We start from the raw sequence: 18,708 nt of genomic DNA, 5'->3' as shown, positions 1-18,708 counted from the left end.
TTCAATATGTAAAAAAGGATTTTTTTAGTTAATTAACAGGGGAATTATGCTTGCTCGTATTTTTTCTGTATTCCTTCAACAAATTCATTTATTTCGTCTAAAAACTTAAGCTTTTTCTCATCTTTATCATTGGTGTATCTATCTCTTAAATTGTCACATTCAAAATAAAACTCCTTACATGTCCACCATTTCTCTTTCTCATCACTTAGTATTCTTTCAGCTATCCCAAGTTTAATAGCCTTAAACATATCTATAGGTAATGTCTCTGGTGATTCTTGATAAATTATTTTTTTTCCAAAACTTACCATTCTTTCATCTTCAAATTTATCCAGTAAAATCAATTTATCTTTCCAGGATGCTGCATGCCATTTTGGAAATAACGCTGTGTCTTTTTGAGGTGTAAATTTTTTATAAATTGTCTCTTCTGCTAATAGATCGGCTTGTGAGTCAAATTGTGCTTTATCTTCAGCAGTTTCTCTTAATGCTGTTAAAACATTTTGAGAAAATTTTTCATTACTATTCACTAACTTTGCACGTTCTTTAATTAAATCAGGATCAAGTTTGCTATATGGTTCAACTTGTAGTCCATAACTTGCATCTAAAATTATAGGAGCTTTGTTAGATCGTATAGTTCTTAGAAACTTTAATTTTTTAATAGCACTTTTAAGTTCAGAAATTGACATTTCAAATAATGGGATTGGATCAATTTTAAGATCAAAAGCTTGGCCCCACTGATAGATTGGGTGAATACAATGTTTTGGGTGAAGTGGTGCAACTACAAATCTATAATTTTTACCAAAATGATATTCAGCCAATGTAAATATTTTTTCTGTTTTGAATATTGTCTCGGTATCACTCTTGTTTGCTGTTCTTAAAAATGTATCCCAAGTTTGAGGTTGATTTTTTTTAATTAAACCTAAAACCTTAACAGTTAATTCTGCATCAAATAAAGCTGAGTGAGCCCCACTAGATTCAAATCCATTCATTCTAGCTAACGATTCTAGTTTCATGACCGCATTACCTTTTGCATTTATTTCTGTTTTTACAACGCTTTCATCGACTGCATGAGCACCTCTTGCAATGTTTAAACCATCATGTCTTTTATTAGGAGTTGCATTTGTAATATATGGATATCTAATTCCTCTAAAGAATTCGTTCCTTATCATCTCATCATCAAAACCAATGTTTGACCAACCCATGAACATTGCCGGGCTCCATTTTTTAAATGTTGCTTCTAACTGAGATAACATTTGGTAGTGACTTAAATTTCCTTTAGTTAATAAATCAACGCTAGTTTTGTTAACTATTAAAGCCATTGCTTGAGGAATCTCTCCTTCTGGTAATCTACATCTAAAATTGAAACGATCTAATTCTTTAAAATTTGGGTCAACTAAAATACCACCCACTTCAATGATGCTTCCCCATGAAGTATTGGCGCTACTAGATTCAATGTCCCATATTGCTAAATTCATATTAGTTCATATTCCTTTGATGATAGTATTGTTCTACTTTTTCTAAAAACTTGTTTTGATATTCTTCTAGTTTTTCACCTTGAATTCTAAAGTCTTGGAATAAATTATCTACAGTACAAAGTAAAACAATTCCTTGGGTTATTTTTGAATTATGAACAACATTATGAGCTAATGAATAGGCCCCTAATTGAAGATAATAATCCTCAATCCACTCTTCTTTTTTAGGTTTGTTTGATTGTTTAAAATCAATAATAGTTTCTTGCCCTTCATAGACGCCTACCGCATCGCATGTGCCAGCATATTTTGAGGGGTAGTACAAACACGATTCTGTTCCCCATATCTCTGTCAATTTTCCTTTAATTCCTTGCTCAATAATTTCATCAGCCATTTTTTTAGATTTATTTTCTATTTCTAACAATTCCAGATTTAACTGGCCTAATAAATATTTTTCTAGAAAGCCATGCATTGATGTTCCCCTGCTTGAGGCATCATTTTTAATTCTATTTGCTTCAGCAGCACCCACTCTTGCTTTCCAATTTGCAAGAGATGCTTTTTTTTCTTCACTTTGTGTTGCTTGTAATATGGAAGTTACTGATGGAAGTTTTTGTTGATTTACAGCATACATTCTTGAGCCACTCACCATTGATCTCATAGATTTTGGATAAGTAAATTTGTTATTCCACTGCATATAGTTTGTTATAAGCGGTATTGAGGGAAAAAAGAAATTAATTTTTTGCTTGTTTTGAATGGTCAACAAATTTTTCTACATTTTCTGTTTGAAGGGCTTTATCAACTTGTTCAGGATCTTTAATATTTTCTAGGCTTCTGCTGATCGATCTTGCATCTGTTCCAAACTTATCAACAACAATCATTGCTTCTTCTAATTTTTTTCTAAGTGAAACTATATTATCAAAATGTTTTCCAAATCTTGAGCTAATTGTTTTTAAGTGATCATAAATTTCTGTTGCACCTTTTTGAACTTTTAGAGATTGAAAGCCCATGTGTAATGATTGCAAATAAGCAGAAAGAGTATTTGGACCACAGATTACAATTTTATATTTTTTCATTAATTCTTGAGTTAATAATTCTTTAGTAGTTGGATCTTGGTATTCCGTTAATTCTTTATATAAACTTTCAGTTGGGGCATAAACAATTGCAAAATCTGTAGTTTTTGGTGGAACAATATATTTTTCATTAACACTTTTAGCTTTTGCTTTAAATGCAGCAGCTAATTTTGCCCTTGCATCTGCAACAGCTTTTTTATCATCAGCATCATAACCATCAGTAATTGCTTTAAATTTTTCTACTGGAAAATGTGAGTCTACAGGCACCATTACATCGCCCTGAAGTTTGATTGCAAATTCTACATTTTCACCTGTATCTTCTTTCATCTTAACGTTAGTCATGAATTGAGAGGCAGGTAATAAGTCTTTGATTAGAGCATCTAATGAAAACTCTGCAAGAGTTCCATATTTTTTAACTCCAGCTAAAATTTTTGTTATACCTTCTTGGCTTTTATTTAATAATTCGACCTGACTATTAAAGTTTCCTACTTTTTCATCAACTTTTGTTAAGGCCTCTGTCATATCTTTGGTCACCCCAGTTGATAGGTTGTTAAATGAAGTCGACATTGAACCGAGCGAAGTATTAATAGTAGTATTTAAGGTATCTTTTAATGAAGTAATTTCTGTCTTTAAATTAGCCATCTCTTCAGCTTCTTTATTTTCACTCTCATCTTTTGGCTTAGATCTTAAGTTTAGATAAAGGATTGCTAAAGCAACTCCTAGTAATAAGACTAATACCGTTAATAAAATTATGTCCATGATTCTAGGAGATATTTTATAGTAAAAATTTGATTTATATATGTAATTATTTAAAACTGTCTCTATGGAATTAATTTTAATACTAAAAATACTACTTATTATTGGAGCTATTGTTGCCGCTTATGCAGTACTTAGAAACCTTGATATTATTAGGATTATTTTGATTTACGTAAAAGATACTTTACTTAGAAAGTAACTTAACTAATTTTTTAACCAGACTATTTTTTAGAGAAGATTTTGAAGCCATCATACAGGCTTCTGACTTTAAAATTTCACCATCTTTAAGAATTCGAAGGTTATTCGCTCTTAGTGTTTCACCAGATGAAGTAATATCAGTAATAATTTCAGATGACCCAGTAAAAGGATATGCTTCAGTTGCACCTAAACTGCTAACTAACTTAAATTGTGTAACTCCTTTTGAAAACAAAAACTCTCTTGTTAAATTGGGATATTTTGTTGCTACTCTTAATCTTTTTTTCTTTTTATCTTTAAATTCAAAAGCAATCTCTTCTAAATCGGCAACTGTTTGAACATCAATCCAAGGGTCTGGGATAGCAACAACCAGTGTTGCTTTGCCAAATCCATAATTCTTAACTACATTAATTTTATTTTGGATATTAACTTCACTCTCTTTTAATAAATCATATCCAGAAAAGCCAAGGTCTAAAGAGCCATCTCCAAGTCTTTCAACTATCTCCCTTGCATGAAGATATAACACTTTAACATTATTTAAGTTTTTAATAGATCCTAATAAATCTCTCTCACCTCTTTCTGAAACTAAATTCAATTTATTTTTTTTAAATATTTTTAAGATATCGGCTCTTAATCTGCCTTTGCTTGGAATTCCAATATTAATAAAATTTTTTGTCATTAGTAGTTTAAATTTAAAGCAGCTCCTACTGCTGGAACTTGTTTTTTAGATCCAAGGTCTGAAATTAGTTTGTCGTATCGTCCACCGTTAATGACGTTAATATTTTTTGATTTAGATAAAATATCAATTTTAAATACCATACCTGTATAATATTCTAATTGACGCCCAAAAGGCGCCAAGAACTCTACATTTAATTTTTGAATTTTGTTTAATGAGGTTGGGAAATATTCTTGATCCACAACTAAATTAATTTTATTTTTTTTAAAAAAGATATTAAGTTTTTCAGCTGCTTGTCCTATTGGACAATTAATTTTTAAAAACTCTTTAATAATTTTTGAAACATTTTTACCTCTACTGGCTCTTCTTGGATCTTTAATCTTATTATTAAATCTCTTTAAGATTTCTTCAATTGATCTACCAGCAACTACTGTTTGCTGATTATCTTTTAACATTTTTTGATATCTCTTTTTATCAACTTCAACAATTGTTGGATCTACATCAGAGTTTGACTCTAACCTTTTTAATAAGTCATTGAAATATTCTTCTCTCCAAAAATGTCTTGAAAGTCTTAACTTCCATCTTTTTGGTATATCTAGTTTTGAAATTAATAAATTAAAAATCTCAACGTTACCAATTTTTAAAGTTCCTGATGAATATTGTAAATTAGATAGAGATTTTAAGGCTGTATTTATAATTTCTTTATCATCTTTTTTTTCATCTTTAGAGCCAATGATCTCAAAGCCAACCTGGTCTCTAATAATAGAATCTTTTTTGTTATTTGATTTTCTATAAGCCTGACCACTATAAAATATTTTTTCTTTTCCTTTAAGATTATTTTCTAAATATCTCAAGCAAGATGCTATTGTAAGGTCTGGTCTTAGACAAAGCTCACTACCATTTTGATCAGTAAACGAAAAAATAAACTTTCTAAAATTTTCCCCAGATCGTTGAACAATATGATTAGCTTCAATTACTGAAGGTAAATCAATATATTTAAACCCTTTAGATTTAACCGACCTAAGGATTTTTTCAGATAAATTTTTTGATTTCATCAATTAAATTTTCTTTTGGGAACGTTACTTGATTGTTTTCACCTTTAACTCCTAAAAGGTTTTTTAAAGTAATCGTGTTATCTTTAAATTCATTTTCACCACAAATAACAGCTACTGGGCATTGTTTTTTATTTGCGTATGTTAACTGTTTGCCTAGATTTTTTTTACTATCTAAAAATATTTCAGAGTTAATATTATTGTCTCTTAAAGCTTTTAAAATCTCATAATAATTTTTTAAATATCTTTCATCCATTACACAAATAATAGCTGGTTTTTTTTCATTAACTTCAATTTGATCAAGTTGCATCATTGCAAATAATAATCGGTCAACACCAATACTCATTCCAGTTCCAGGAATATCAACTCCCTTAAATCTCGAAATTAATTTATTATATTGTCCACCTGAACAAATACTTCCTATATCAACTTCTTTACCTTTATTGTTTGTTGTCTTAAAGTTTAAATTTGTTTCAACACAAAATCCGTCATAATAAGCAAGCCCTCTAACAATTGTAAAGTTTATCTTTATTTGATCTAAATAATCTCCATAACTTGCTATTTCCAGTAAGTCTTCTAGTTCTTTAATTCCTTCTTGAGATAATGAGTTTTTTAAATTTTCTTTTAATTCTTTTAAATCTTTTACTTTTAAGAAGTTGATTATTTGTGAAGCTTGATCATCGGATAAGTCAGCACCTTTTGTGACAGCTCCACTTACATCTACTCTTTCTTTTTTTAATAAATCTTCAACTCCTCTTAAACCAAAGCCAGGCTTATCCAATTTATCTATTGCTCTCATAACCTTTATCTTTTTATCTTCAGATATTTTAAGGTCTTCAATTAAGCCTTGAACAATTTTTCTATTACTAATGTTAACAACAAACTGATCTTTTTTTAAACCACAGGCAAGAAGTGTACTTGCAATTAAATTACAAAGTTCAGCATTGGCTTGGGCAGGATTAACGTTACCAACTATATCAGCGTCACATTGTAAAAAACTTCTATAACGAGCATTACCCGCTTTTTCATTTCTCCAGACATCGCCCATTTGATATCTTTTATAAGGTAAGGGTAATTCTTGATTGTTTTGAGCAACAAATCTAGCTAATGGACTTGATAAATCATATCTAAGAGTAATATTTTTTTCACCATCCTTAAATGAAAATACGTCAGACATAGAATTGCTATCATCATCTGCAAGAAATGATCCTATATTTTCTGAAATTTCAAATGAAGGAGTTTCAAGAGCAGCAAAACCAAATTTTATAAAATTAGTTTCAATAATATTAATTAACTTTTTCTTAAGAGTTAATTTCTTGCCCCACCGGTCTTCAAATCCTGAGGGTAACCCAGGAATTAGTTTATTTTCTTTATTCATTTTTTTTGGTACCCGCGCTTGGAATCGAACCAAATCCTATAGTTCCACAAACTATCGTACTAACCGTTATACTACGCAGGCATTCCTTGTTTTTATATTATTTTTGTGTGGATTTAAAATTATATTATAAATAAATAGCCTAAAGGCTATGGAAACAAAGTCTGTGAGTACTTCTTGAAGTCTCTCTATATGTAATATTTATAATCATGAGCAACCTTTTAGACAATTAAGAATAATTTTCAACACATAAATATAAAAAGACATTGAACTTATTATTAAATTTTTAAGAGAGGTGGTGGTGGCCCCAACTGGACTCGAACCAGTGACACACGGATTTTCAATCCGATGCTCTACCAACTGAGCTACAGGGCCCCATATTAACCTCTAAAAGTGATACGACCTTTGGTCAAATCGTAAGGTGTCATTTCGACTTGAACCTTATCACCTTGAAGTACTCGAATTCTGTTCTTACGTAATTTGCCTGCAGCATGAGCTGTAACAATATGGCCGTTTTCTAATTTAACTCTGAACATTGCATTCGGTAGTAAATCCTCAACAATTCCTGAGAACGACAGCATTTCTTGTTTTGACAAATTTATTTTCTCCTAATTCTTTTTTCTACCGACTTAGCGTGTCCCGCTAAACCCTCGTAGTTTGCAAGTGTTATAACTGATGGACCAAGGGTTTCAATCCCTTTTTTTGATAGGTTTATATATGAAATTCTTTTATAAAATTCATTAACACTAACTCCACTTGAATATCTTGCTGAAGAATTAGTTGGCAATACATGGTTAGAGCCAACATTATAGTCAGTCATTGCCATTACAGCATATTTTCCTAAACAGATAGATCCTGCATTTTTAATCTTTCCCACTACTTTTTTATAATTCTTAGTATTAAGCTCTAAGTGCTCAGGGGCAATTTTATTTACTATATTAATAATTTTCTGGTCAGACTGCATATGAATTATAATTCCATTATTAAGTAGACTATTTTTTGCAATTGCGGCTCTAGGTATTTCTTTTAATTGATTAATAATTTCATCATTAACTTTTTTAATAATTGATTTATCTTTTGAAATTAAAATACATTGAGCAAGATTATCATGTTCTGCTTGACCTATTAGATCACTTGCTATCCATTCAGGATTTGAAAACTTATCACAAACTATTGTCACTTCAGAAGGACCTGCAATCATTCCTTCAATTCCAACGTCTCCAAAAACTTCTTTTTTTGCTGCAGCTACGTATGAATTTCCAGGGCCTACAATTTTATCAACTTTTTTAATTTTCTTAGTACCGTATGCAACAGCTGCAATGGCAGATGGTCCTCCAATTGAATAAATCTCTTTAATCTTACATTTCTTTGCAGCGTATAATACAGCTGGATTTTGTTTACCTTTTTGACCTGGATTAACCATAACTAGTCTTTTCACCCCAGCAACAATTGCAGGTATTGCATTCATTAAAACGCTAGAAGGGTATGAGGCTGTTGAACCTGGCACATAAATTGCAACTGATTCAATAGGTACGTATTTATACTCTAATTTATTTTTTAGTTTATCCGTATAAGAAATATTTTTGAATTTTTGTAACGAGTGGAATTTATAAATTCTATCATAAGCAAGATCGATTGCTTTTTTAACCTTTGGATCTAAAGATTGAATAGTTTTATTTATTTGTTTTATATTTGGGGCAATAACGCTATTTTTATTAAATCTCTTTTCATACTTTAAGATGGCTTTATCACCATTTTTCTTAACATCTTTAATAATTTTAATAACTGAAACTGAATTAAGTTGAACTTTATTTTTTCGTTTAGACAGCAATGTGTCTAAAACTTTATCAAAGTTCTTATTTTTACTATCTAATATCTTAATCATTAATCAGCTTTGTTTTGGTCGTCTAAGGTTACTTCAATTATTTCTGTTGATAATGTAATGTATGCGTTGTTTGTAAACATTAAGTTTATCTCATATTTGTCATTATTCTTTAAATAATCCATACCAATTAACTCTAATTTTTCCTCAGGGTCGTTTTGTTTAATGTTTTTAGATTTAACTTTATCTACAAATTCGAATTTGCAAATACTGGTAACTTTTTTATCTTTCTCATCTGTTTCTACTTTAGATCTATTTAATGATAATAAAAAAACCTTGTTTGACTGAAGATATTTAATTTCATCAACTTTAACTTCAGCTCCAGAGCAACATGCTGAAATCACTTGTAGTCCCTCATTGTCTGTAGCTATAATTTTTGATAAATATTTTTTATTCATTAGTTAATTCTCTTAATTTTAGCCCCTACTTTTTTTAATTTCTTCTCTATATCTTCATAACCTCTATCAAGATGATATATCCTATTAATTACCGATTTTCCTTTAGCTGCAAGTGCTGCAAGAATTAAAGATACAGAAGCTCTTAAATCTGTGGCCATTAATTCTGCTGCTTCAAATTTAATATTTCCTTCTATGGTTGCTTTATTTCCATTTATGGAAATCTTAGCTCCCATTCTATTTAACTCCGCAACATGCATAAATCTATTTTCAAATATTTCTTCTTTAATATGAGATTTTTTATTAGCCTTACACAATAATACCATCATTTGTGCCTGTAAATCTGTTGGAAACCCTGGATAAGGGGATGTTTTAATATTTATGCTTTTAATCTTTTTACTTCCTTGAATAAGGATTTCATTTTTTCTTAAAATAATTTTTGATCCTACTTTTTTTAAAACATTGATTTCTGTAATGATGATTTTTGGGTCCATTCCAATAATCTTTAGATTCCCTTCATTTAAAGCAGCGGCTATTAAATATGTGCCCGCCTCTATTCTATCTGGCATTATCTGGTATTTTACTTCGTTGAGATTGCTTACACCTTCAATCTTAATAATTCTTTTTGCAGTCCATTTAATATTACAGCCCATCTTAATTAAAAAATTAACTAGGTCTTTAATCTCAGGCTCTATGGCACAATTTGATAATATTGTTTTTCCCTTTGCTAAACACGCTGCAATAATTAAGTTTTCTGTGGCACCAACTGAAATTTTTGGAAATTTTATATTTGCCCCAACTAACCCTTTGGGAGCATTTGCGTGAACATACCCTTGAATAATTTTATATTTTACTCCAAGTTTTGATAGCGCTTGTAAGTGAATATCAACGGGTCTTGAACCAATCGCACAGCCACCTGGTAAAGATACTTTTGCTTTACCAAACTTTGCAAGTAATGGTCCTAAAACTAATATTCCTGCTCTCATAGTTTTAACCAAGCTATATGCTGCAAAATTTTTGACTTGCTTATTGTTGTTAATGGTTAGTGTTTTTTTATTATTTTCAATAGATGAACCTAAAAACTTCAACAATAGTATCATTGTTTCAATGTCTTTTACCTTGGGTAGATTTGTTAAAAATATTTTTTTATTAGATAATAATGTAGCAGCTAAGATTGGCAGAGCTGCATTTTTAGAACCTGAAATTCTAATTTGTCCCTTGAGCTTGGCTGCTCCAAAGACTTCCAACTTTTTCATGATTATACTTTTGGTAAAGTTACTCCAGTTTGCCCCATATATTTACCTTTACGGTCAGCATATGAAATTTCTGGAGCTTGATCTCCTTTTAAAAATAAAAATTGTGCAACACCTTCATTTGCATATATTTTTGCTGGTAATGGAGTGGTATTTGAAAATTCAAGAGTAACAGTGCCAAAAAATTCAGATTCAATTGGTGTTACGTTAACAATGATTCCAGTTCTTGCATAAGTGCTTTTTCCAACAACAATGCACATAATATCTCTTGGAATTTTAAAAATTTCAATTGTAGTTCCTAGGGCAAAGGAGTTTGGGGGGATAATAATATATTCAGAACTTTTTTTTGTAACAAAGTTATCTGAAGTAAATTTTTTTGGGTCAACAATAGAGGAGTTTACATTGTGAAATATTTTAAATTCATCTGCTACTCTTGCATCATAACCAAATGAACTTAGGCCATAAGAAATTTTACCATCTCTTACCTGCTTGTCTACAAAAGGTGAAATCATAGTCTCTTCGAGTGCAAGTTTTTTTATTGATTTATCCGAAAGCACTGACATTATTTACTTTTCTTTTTGTTTTTTTTTTGAGAAATTTTTCTTTTTTTAAGGTTTTTTTTAAGTGCCAAACTTAATCTTTCATTTTTTTCTTTATCACTCATTATTTATCTGGGTTGGTTAAAAAATCTAAAGTGATGGGTTTAGACGCATCTAAAACTTTTTCCTGTTCTTCTTGTATTTTTGGTCCTTCTTTTGCTTCACGCTTAGCTCTTTTTTCAGCAAGCTTCTTTTCTCTTTTAGCCTGCTTTTCCATTAGCTTGTTACCTTTAGTAGATTTATAATCGTAATGAATTCCCATAAAATTTCCTTCGCTAGATATAAATCATTATATATAAAAAATTAAGGCAATTTTTTGAAAAAATGAATTATTATAGAAATACTTCAATAAAATAACAAATTAGCCCCTATAGTTAAATGGCATAACATGTCCATGGTAAGGATAAATTTGAAGTTCGATTCTTCATGGGGGCACCACCAAGTTTAAAAGAAATTAATGTATCGAACAAAATACAATATTTCGGCTTTTACTGATAATAATGGAATCTTCTATTTTTAGATTTTTAATAACTAAATTTAATTTTTCTGGATTAAGATTTATAAAAACAAAAAATTTTTTTTTATAATCTTTTTTTATCTTAAAAATCAATTCATCAAAATCTTCTATTCTTTTTAATGGATCATTTATTATAAAAAAATCATATTCATTTTTAAAATTAAATTTTAATATATTTTCATTAAAAATTCTTATATTTTCATTTTTTAATATAATTGATTCTAAATAAATTTCTTTTTCTAGCTCAACACCATCTATCTTGAAATTGTTCAAAACTCCAAAAAAATATAAAATTTTTCCATACCCAGAACCTAAATCACATAAAAACGATATATTATTTTTGACTACAAACGTTCTAATTTTTTTTAGAAAGAAGTATGAGCAGGGTATCGAATCTGATAAAAAATCACTATTCAAATACTTAAATTTATTAAATTTGTTATTATACTTTATGTAAAAAAGAAATTCATTTAATAATACTGGTATTGAATAGAGGTGATAATTTCTAAATATATCATATAAGGCTTTTAAGTAAATATTCATTGGTTATAATAAACAACTTAATGAATGATTTATCAATAGTCTTGTGCACATATAATGAAGTAGACAATATAGAAAAGGCTCTAACTAAATTGGTTGAAAAAAAATCTGTTAAAGAAATAATTATTATTGATGATAATTCAACAGATGGAACTACTAAAATTATTAATAATTTAAAAGATGATAAAATTAAACTATTTGTCAGAAAAAAAACAAAAGGATTTGCTAGCGCTTATATATTTGGAATATTTATGTCCACTGGTGATTATATTTTAAGATTTGACCTTGATATGTATTCTGAAATAGATTTTTTCATCGATACATTTGAAAAAAATAAAGATAGAGACTGTGTAATCTTTTCAAGGTATGTGGGTGATGGGGATGATTTGAGAGGTGATTTCAGAAAAATATCAAGTTTAGTCTTAAATAAGTCTTGTCAATACTTGCTTTCAAATAAGATAAAAGACTACACTAGTTGTATAATGTTTTTCAATAAAAACCTTTTGTCAGATATTTTGCCAAAAAATTCATTTTATGCAAATTTTATAATAGAGTTTGTTTTTACTTTAATCATTATGAAAAAAAATTATCTAGAAATAGGTTTTACCCAAAAAAGACACACAGAAACAAACAGTAAATCAGTTCCTAATATATTTGGTTTTTTTAAAAATGGTTTTCTTTATCTTGTAACTATTTTAAAGTGCGCATTATTGAAAATAATAAATTGATTTATAAATTCTAAATCAAATTTGAAATATGAATTTTCCTATTATCTGTTTTTCTTAGAAAAGTTGAGAAATTAAATTATTTATAAAAAAAATTAACCTTATGTAAAAATAATAAATCATTATTCAATATATTTTTTATGAAATTTAATAATGGGGTTGTTCTGAAATAACCTAACACTAGTAAAATTAAAAATTTTTTTTGAGGTATTGTAAATTATTTTATAGCCTGTATTTGTTGCAATATCCGCTGTTATTACTGTCTTAGGATTCCAAAAAAATGCGAATATAATAAATACAAATGAAACTAAAAATTTACTTTTGACAAATTTATTCCAACTTAAATTTTTAATTTCTAGTGTTTGTTGAATAATAGAGTTTTTAAGAAGATGGATATAAAATAAAATTGAAAACGTATAAGTAATGTTTATCCACCTACCCCAGTCATACCCATACATAAATAACATTAATGCTGGTGAATAAAGAAGAAAAAATATTGATCTCAATTTAAAATTTTTTGAAATAAAGTTATCTTTCTTTGCAAAGCTGTTTTTTGAAATCAAAATATTTAAGGGCAAAAAACCAACTAAAAAAATTAAGGTATATCTTAAATAGTGTGTAAAATTAGCATTATCATGTATCCATAAAGTATCAAAATGAATTGTACTAGAAATTAACATGTTGGCTGACATGTAACATTTTTCATCATATTGATTATTTAAAAAATTACACATTATCTCATGACCACTTTCACTTAAAGGCGTAACAAAAATATAAACAAATGTTATGATGCCAGGGAAAAAAATAATTAACAACTTTTGAAACACCTCTTTGAATGTTTTTAAGTTATTTTTAATAATTAAAACAGCAGCAAAAAAAGGAAAGAATAAAACTACTTGCTCCCATATAAGACAAACTATTGGACTAAGAAAAAATATTAAATAATTTACAAATTTCACATCATATTTTTTTGTACTAAAAAAAATAGTCATTAAAAAAAATAAGAATAAAATAATTTCTTTTCTTCCTAGAGCCTCTATTTCAGCTAATGGATATAATAAAAAAATTGGAGCATAAAGTGCAAATTTTTGTAAAAGATTTATCTTTAAATCCCTGCAATAAAAATATAATAACGCCAGATACGATATGTGAATTGTTGTTTGTATTAAAAAAATTGCTTTTCTTAATGCAATATCCATAAAATTTGCTAGTCCAATTGCAAGTTCCCCTCCAAGACCTCTTCTTGTAAAACCTCCTTGATAATTTATTAACCACTCTGAAATAGATGAGTCATTTCCAACTTCTTGTTTAATATTCAGCCAAAAAATTACTAATAAAATATTTATGAATATAAATATAAAAAAAGATTTATTTTCAACTGTGCTTTGCATTTATTTATAAAAAAAATTTTTGAATATAAATGATATTAACATCACTATAATAAAACCTAAAATTGGAAAATAAATTTCAGGTAAAGTTAGTAATGAATACATTGCAGGAAATTCTTCAAACTTATACAGTGCCTCGTTTAAACCACTACCAAAGCTACTCACTATAAATACTGATGGTAAAATTCCTATGATTGTTCCTAAAAAGTAATTTCTAATATTAATATTAAAAATTACTGGTAATAAATTTGCAACAAAAAAAGGTACAAATCCAAAAAACCTAAAAAATATCATTATAGTTAGATGGTTTTTGCTAAACATTTTTTCAAATTTTTTAAACCTACTTAATAAATTTTTTTTTAAAAATTCATAAAAAAAATATTTACCTATTAGATATAAGCATAATGCTCCAACAGACAAGCTGAGTGTAGCTAAAATTGTACCAACCCACTTACCAAATACAAATCCACTAATTAAAATAATTGGACTTCCAAACCCAAGCAAAGAAACCCACAATATGGTAAATATAAAAAAGAAAATAGATAGCCATAATAAGTTATTATTTTTTAATTCATTTAACTTCCCAGCATTTAACTGAATAATCTTGATGCTGCTAATGTCTGCAAGGCTAAATCTCGAAATAAGAAAGTATAAAAATGAAGAGACAACTAATAAATAAAATAAACCTAAAATTGTCTTAAGTTTTTTTGATTTTTTCATAATTTATTGCTTTTATAAAATCTTCTATTTGCTATTTATACATATAATTACTATAAAGAGCCAAAATTTATAAAAACTTAAATAAATCCTATGAAAAGAACATATCAACCTAAAGTTGGAAAGCGTCTTAAAAAACATGGTTTCAGATCAAAGATGGCAACCAAAGGTGGGAAGAAACTTCTTAAGAGAAGACGTGACAAGGGACGTAAAGATCTTACTGTTTCATCTACTCAAAAAAAGCCAAAAGGTAAATAAGCTAGACTAAATGAAAAGCAAAATTGTTGCTCTTTCTAAAAACGAAGATTTTAAAAATTTACTTAAGAAAAAAAAAGTCTCAAATAAATATATCACTCTTTTTTTGGTCCTCTTGATGGCAATGATAATAAAAAACTAAACATCAGTTTTGTAGCAAAAAAAAAACTGATCCGTAGTGCTGTAAAAAGGAATAAAGTTAAAAGAAGATTAAGAAATATTATGAACGAAGCCGTAAAAAAAATATCAATAAACTTTAACTATTCTTACCTTGTGATTGCGAAAATAACTATGCTAAACAATGAATATGGGATAATAAAAGATACTTTATTTCAAGACATAGAAAAGATTAAGTAATGAACATTATATCAAACATTTTAATTGGCCTGATTAAATTTTATAAAATGGTTATTAGCCCATACTTAACTCCTTCGTGTAGATATCTTCCAACATGTTCAGAATATTCAATTGAATGCTTAAGATCATATGGGCTCATTAAAGGGGTATCAAAAAGTGCAAAAAGAATTTTTTCATGTCACCCTATTAAACTATTGGGTGGTGGAGAAGGATTTGATCCAGTAAATAAAGAATCAAAGGCTAAGAAATAATGGATACTAGAAATGTAATAGCAGCTATATCGCTATCGGCAGCAGTGATTATTTTATACTCTCTTTTTTTTCAACCCGATCCTGCCGTTATCAAGCAAAATTTAGCTGAAAAAAAAAAAATTGAAAGTAATACAGATACTCCTAGCTTAGATAAAAATGAAAACCTTGCTAAACTTTCAAGAACAGATGCTTTAAAAGAAAATGATAGAATTAAATTTGAAAATTCTAGTATTGTTGGATCTATTTCTTTAAAAGGTGCGGCAATAGATGATTTAACTTTCAAGGAATACAATGTTGAGCTTAATGGAAGTGATAAAATAACTCTATTGAGCCCTAGAAATGTTGAAGATGGTTACTTAATTGAAAGTGGTTTTGTAAGTACTAACAAAAATATTGACATACCTAATGCCTCTACTGTTTGGGAAGTTTCTGGAAATAAAAAATTAACTAATAATAATCCTGTAAAACTAACATGGAGCAACTCACAAGGCATCACATTTGAAAAATATATAAGTTTAGATGATCAATTTTTGTTTACTGTAAAAGAGAAAATAATTAATTCATCAGATAAATCTTATAATTTTTATTCGTATGGACAAATAATTAGAAATAAATTACCTGAAATATCTGGTTTTTATATTTTACATGAAGGGTTCCTATCTGTACTTGATGATGAATTAATTGAAGAAGATTATGACGATATCCAAGAAAAGAAATTTACTCAAACTGCACAAGAAGGATTTGTTGCTATTTCAGATAAGTTTTGGGTTACATCGGTTATACCTCCTAAGGGTAAAGAGTTTAAAATAACTTTTGACTATAAAAATAAATTTAGAGCAAACTACATATCAACCAAAGGCATAGAGGTTAAAGCGAACAGCTCTATTGAAGAAAAAATTCAAATTATAGTTGCTGCTAAAAGAGTAAATGTCATTGATGGTTATGCTGAAAATTTAGATATAAATAAATTTGATCTAGCAATTGATTGGGGCTTTATGTACTTCATTACAAAGCCTTTATTTTTTGTATTAGACTACTTCTTTAAATTACTTGGTAATTATGGTTTAGCAATTATTGCTGTTACAATTTGTATTAGATTGGCTTTCTTTCCTCTTGCTAACTTTAGTTTTAAGTCTATGGGAAAAATGAAGTTATTAGCTCCAGAAATGGCAAGATTAAAAGAAATTCATAAAGACGATAAAATGAAATTACAACAAGCAATGATGGCTCTTTACAAAAAAGAAAAAGTAAACCCCATGAGTGGCTGTCTACCTATCCTAGTTCAGATACCAGTTTTCTTTGCTTTATATAAAGTTTTATTTGTAACTATTGAAATGAGACACATGCCTTTTTATGGATGGATACACGACTTAAGTGATAGAGATCCAACGTCTTTATTTAATGTTTTTGGTTTAATTCCTTGGGATCCACCTTCTTTCTTATTAATAGGTGCATGGCCTATCATTATGGGAATCACTATGTTCATACAACAAAAGCTTAATCCAACCCCACCAGATCCAATACAGGCTAAAATTTTTATGTTCTTTCCAGTGTTTCTAACTGTAATTCTTGCACCATTTCCTGCAGGTCTTGTTATCTACTGGAGCTTCAACAATATCTTCACAATGATTCAACAATATATTGTTCAAAGAAAAATGACTATTAAAACAACTTAAATGTCATCGTTAAAAGAAGAAGAGTTAATAAATATTTTACCTAAAGGCGGTCCAACAATTGAAGAGGTAAAAAAATATTTAAAAAAATATAATGATGAATTTATTGTCATTAAATGTGGTGGTAGTGTTCTAATTGACCCAAGATTATTTAAAATTTTTATTGAAGATGTTGCTGTTTTAAAAAAACTTGGCTTTAATCCTATAATTATTCATGGTGGTGGTAAAAGAATAAATAATAAGTTGGGTGAACTTAATATTAAAAGTGATTTTATTAATGGACTAAGAGTTACAGATAAAAATACTATTAATATAGTTGAGGACGTATTGATTGAGTTTAATAAAGAAATTGTTAATGCTTTAAAAGATCAGTCTTGTGAAACAAGAAGAATCACTTCAAAAGAATATAATATAATAACTGTAAAACCTGAAAGTGATAAATTAGGTTTTGTAGGTACTCCCACTCACATTAAAACTGCTGTTTTAAAAGAAATTATTAAAGTTAATGAAGTGCCTGTTATTGCGCCACTAGGGTTAGATAAAAACAATCAAACTTTGAATATCAATGCAGATACAGTTGCTGGTTCAGTGGCTAAGGAACTAAAGGCTAGAAGATTGATGATTATCAGTGATGTAGAGGGCGTATTAGATAATGAAAAAAAACTAATACCTGAAATTAATTCTCAAAAAGCTAAAGAATTAATTGATCAAGAAGTTATATCTGGTGGCATGATACCTAAAATTAATAATTGTCTAGATGTTGCAAGTAATGGGGTTAAGGGAGTGGTAATTATTGATGGAAGAAAAAATCACTCACTTCTTTTTGAACTATTATCTGACAAAGGTTCAGGAACTTTAATTAGAGAATGAAAAATTTAATAGATATAAAATACTGGTTATTTGACCTTGATAATACTCTTTATAGTGGTCAAACAAAAGTTTTTTCAGAAGTTGATAAAAAAATGTCTTCTTTCATATCAAAGAAATTTAATGTGGATTTGATTAAAGCAAGAGAAATTCAAAAAGAATATTTCTATGAATATGGGACAACATTATCAGGATTAATGAATCATGATAAAATTGATCCACATGAATTTCTTGAATTTGTTCATGATATAGATATTAGTTGGCTTCCAAAAGACAAAGTATTACGAGAAGAATTAATTAAAATTAAGGAAAAAAAATATATTTTCACAAACGGCTCTCATGCCCATGTTGAAAATGTGACTAAACAACTGGGCATAGACGGTCTATTTGATGGAGCATTTGATATTGTTGATGCTGATTTTGTACCAAAACCAAAAATTGAACCTTATAAAAAAATAATAGAAAAATTTGATTTAGACCCAAAAAAATCAATATTGATTGAAGATATTGCTCATAATTTAGAGCAAGCTAAAAATCTAGGTATGAAAACTTGTTGGCTTGAAAATGATGAGACATTTGCAAAAAAAGATGCTGATAAACCTTATATTGATTATAAGATTAATAGCTTGCCTTCTTTTCTTCAAGAAATTAATATACTAAAAGCACAAAAAAACTAACCTGCAAATTATAAAATAACAC

22 protein-coding genes and 3 tRNA genes are annotated in these 18,708 nt (G+C 28.5%); 8 read left to right on the top strand and 17 right to left on the bottom strand.

The window, feature by feature from the left end; all coding sequences use genetic code 11:
• Positions 1-44: 44 nt before the first annotated feature.
• The 14 genes from ABXT63_RS00445 to ABXT63_RS00380 all read right to left on the bottom strand — a co-directional run bounded on the left by ABXT63_RS00445 (position 45) and on the right by ABXT63_RS00380 (position 10,981).
• The gene (locus tag ABXT63_RS00445) at positions 45-1,472 is read right to left on the bottom strand and encodes an exonuclease domain-containing protein (protein ID WP_415320959.1); all 1,428 of its coding nucleotides are present in this window, start codon (positions 1,470-1,472) and stop codon (positions 45-47) included.
• Between the two features lies 1 nt (position 1,473).
• Positions 1,474-2,160, bottom strand: coding sequence for a hypothetical protein (locus ABXT63_RS00440; protein ID WP_415320958.1), 687 nt, complete (start codon positions 2,158-2,160; stop codon positions 1,474-1,476).
• 37 nt (positions 2,161-2,197) lie between these two features.
• Positions 2,198-3,295, bottom strand: coding sequence for a DNA recombination protein RmuC (locus ABXT63_RS00435; protein WP_415320957.1), 1,098 nt, complete (start codon positions 3,293-3,295; stop codon positions 2,198-2,200).
• A gap of 181 nt (positions 3,296-3,476) precedes the next feature.
• The gene (gene hisG, locus ABXT63_RS00430) at positions 3,477-4,166 is read right to left on the bottom strand and encodes an ATP phosphoribosyltransferase (RefSeq protein WP_415320956.1); all 690 of its coding nucleotides are present in this window, start codon (positions 4,164-4,166) and stop codon (positions 3,477-3,479) included.
• Complete coding sequence (locus ABXT63_RS00425) at positions 4,166-5,218, bottom strand: ATP phosphoribosyltransferase regulatory subunit (RefSeq protein WP_415320955.1); 1,053 nt, start codon at positions 5,216-5,218, stop codon at positions 4,166-4,168. The genes hisG and ABXT63_RS00425 overlap by 1 nt, the downstream gene beginning before the upstream one ends.
• Positions 5,196-6,593: a histidine--tRNA ligase gene (hisS, locus tag ABXT63_RS00420; RefSeq protein ID WP_415320954.1), complete on the bottom strand. Its 1,398-nt coding sequence runs from the start codon at positions 6,591-6,593 to the stop codon at positions 5,196-5,198. The genes ABXT63_RS00425 and hisS overlap by 23 nt, the downstream gene beginning before the upstream one ends.
• A gap of 6 nt (positions 6,594-6,599) precedes the next feature.
• Positions 6,600-6,674: transfer RNA gene (locus ABXT63_RS00415), tRNA-His, on the bottom strand.
• 215 nt (positions 6,675-6,889) lie between these two features.
• A tRNA-Phe gene (locus tag ABXT63_RS00410) sits at positions 6,890-6,965 on the bottom strand.
• 5 nt (positions 6,966-6,970) lie between these two features.
• Positions 6,971-7,186 (bottom strand): translation initiation factor IF-1, encoded by a 216-nt coding sequence (infA, locus tag ABXT63_RS00405; RefSeq protein WP_006997427.1) that lies wholly within the window; start codon positions 7,184-7,186, stop codon positions 6,971-6,973.
• Positions 7,187-7,188: 2 nt separating this feature from the next.
• Positions 7,189-8,475, bottom strand: coding sequence for a histidinol dehydrogenase (gene hisD, locus ABXT63_RS00400; RefSeq protein WP_415320953.1), 1,287 nt, complete (start codon positions 8,473-8,475; stop codon positions 7,189-7,191).
• Positions 8,475-8,870 (bottom strand): DUF2948 family protein, encoded by a 396-nt coding sequence (locus ABXT63_RS00395; RefSeq protein WP_415320952.1) that lies wholly within the window; start codon positions 8,868-8,870, stop codon positions 8,475-8,477. Before ABXT63_RS00395 ends, hisD begins: the two co-directional genes overlap by 1 nt.
• Entirely contained in the window at positions 8,870-10,123 is a 1,254-nt protein-coding gene (murA, locus tag ABXT63_RS00390) for a UDP-N-acetylglucosamine 1-carboxyvinyltransferase (protein ID WP_415320951.1), read from the bottom strand. The genes ABXT63_RS00395 and murA overlap by 1 nt, the downstream gene beginning before the upstream one ends.
• A 2-nt stretch (positions 10,124-10,125) precedes the next feature.
• The gene (dcd, locus tag ABXT63_RS00385; protein WP_415320950.1) at positions 10,126-10,683 is read right to left on the bottom strand and encodes a dCTP deaminase; all 558 of its coding nucleotides are present in this window, start codon (positions 10,681-10,683) and stop codon (positions 10,126-10,128) included.
• A 100-nt stretch (positions 10,684-10,783) separates the two neighbouring features.
• The gene (locus ABXT63_RS00380) at positions 10,784-10,981 is read right to left on the bottom strand and encodes a hypothetical protein (RefSeq protein WP_415320949.1); all 198 of its coding nucleotides are present in this window, start codon (positions 10,979-10,981) and stop codon (positions 10,784-10,786) included.
• A gap of 102 nt (positions 10,982-11,083) precedes the next feature.
• Here ABXT63_RS00380 and ABXT63_RS00375 point away from each other — a divergent pair.
• Positions 11,084-11,157: transfer RNA gene (locus ABXT63_RS00375), tRNA-Thr, on the top strand.
• A 16-nt stretch (positions 11,158-11,173) separates the two neighbouring features.
• On the opposite strand, the gene ABXT63_RS00370 is transcribed toward ABXT63_RS00375, so the two are convergent.
• Positions 11,174-11,779 (bottom strand): hypothetical protein, encoded by a 606-nt coding sequence (locus ABXT63_RS00370; protein ID WP_415320948.1) that lies wholly within the window; start codon positions 11,777-11,779, stop codon positions 11,174-11,176.
• Positions 11,780-11,799: 20 nt separating this feature from the next.
• Between ABXT63_RS00370 and ABXT63_RS00365 the strand changes: the two genes are divergently transcribed.
• Positions 11,800-12,504: a glycosyltransferase family 2 protein gene (locus ABXT63_RS00365; RefSeq protein WP_415320947.1), complete on the top strand. Its 705-nt coding sequence runs from the start codon at positions 11,800-11,802 to the stop codon at positions 12,502-12,504.
• Between the two features lie 119 nt (positions 12,505-12,623).
• Here ABXT63_RS00365 and ABXT63_RS00360 read toward each other — a convergent pair whose 3' ends face one another.
• Complete coding sequence (locus ABXT63_RS00360; protein ID WP_415320946.1) at positions 12,624-13,892, bottom strand: hypothetical protein; 1,269 nt, start codon at positions 13,890-13,892, stop codon at positions 12,624-12,626.
• Positions 13,893-14,609, bottom strand: coding sequence for a TVP38/TMEM64 family protein (locus tag ABXT63_RS00355; RefSeq protein WP_415320945.1), 717 nt, complete (start codon positions 14,607-14,609; stop codon positions 13,893-13,895).
• 90 nt (positions 14,610-14,699) lie between these two features.
• On the opposite strand from ABXT63_RS00355, the gene rpmH reads away from it, so the two are divergent.
• The 6 genes from rpmH (at position 14,700) to ABXT63_RS00325 (ending at position 18,686) form a co-directional block, all read left to right on the top strand.
• Complete coding sequence (gene rpmH, locus ABXT63_RS00350; RefSeq protein WP_415308528.1) at positions 14,700-14,864, top strand: 50S ribosomal protein L34; 165 nt, start codon at positions 14,700-14,702, stop codon at positions 14,862-14,864.
• 87 nt (positions 14,865-14,951) lie between these two features.
• Entirely contained in the window at positions 14,952-15,218 is a 267-nt protein-coding gene (locus ABXT63_RS00345; RefSeq protein ID WP_415321982.1) for a ribonuclease P protein component, read from the top strand.
• A complete protein-coding gene (gene yidD, locus ABXT63_RS00340; RefSeq protein WP_415320944.1) occupies positions 15,218-15,469 on the top strand; it encodes a membrane protein insertion efficiency factor YidD in 252 nt (83 codons plus the stop codon). The genes ABXT63_RS00345 and yidD overlap by 1 nt, the downstream gene beginning before the upstream one ends.
• The gene (yidC, locus tag ABXT63_RS00335) at positions 15,469-17,145 is read left to right on the top strand and encodes a membrane protein insertase YidC (RefSeq protein ID WP_415320943.1); all 1,677 of its coding nucleotides are present in this window, start codon (positions 15,469-15,471) and stop codon (positions 17,143-17,145) included. Before yidD ends, yidC begins: the two co-directional genes overlap by 1 nt.
• Positions 17,146-18,012, top strand: coding sequence for an acetylglutamate kinase (argB, locus tag ABXT63_RS00330; protein WP_415320942.1), 867 nt, complete (start codon positions 17,146-17,148; stop codon positions 18,010-18,012).
• Positions 18,009-18,686, top strand: coding sequence for a pyrimidine 5'-nucleotidase (locus ABXT63_RS00325; RefSeq protein WP_415320941.1), 678 nt, complete (start codon positions 18,009-18,011; stop codon positions 18,684-18,686). The genes argB and ABXT63_RS00325 overlap by 4 nt, the downstream gene beginning before the upstream one ends.
• The last annotated feature ends 22 nt before the right edge of the window (positions 18,687-18,708 follow it).

Source organism: Candidatus Pelagibacter sp. Uisw_092, assembly GCF_047729545.1.
GTDB lineage: Bacteria > Pseudomonadota > Alphaproteobacteria > Pelagibacterales > Pelagibacteraceae > Pelagibacter.
Note: the sequence above shows the minus strand (reverse complement) of the source record. Positions and strands in the feature narration are given on the sequence as shown.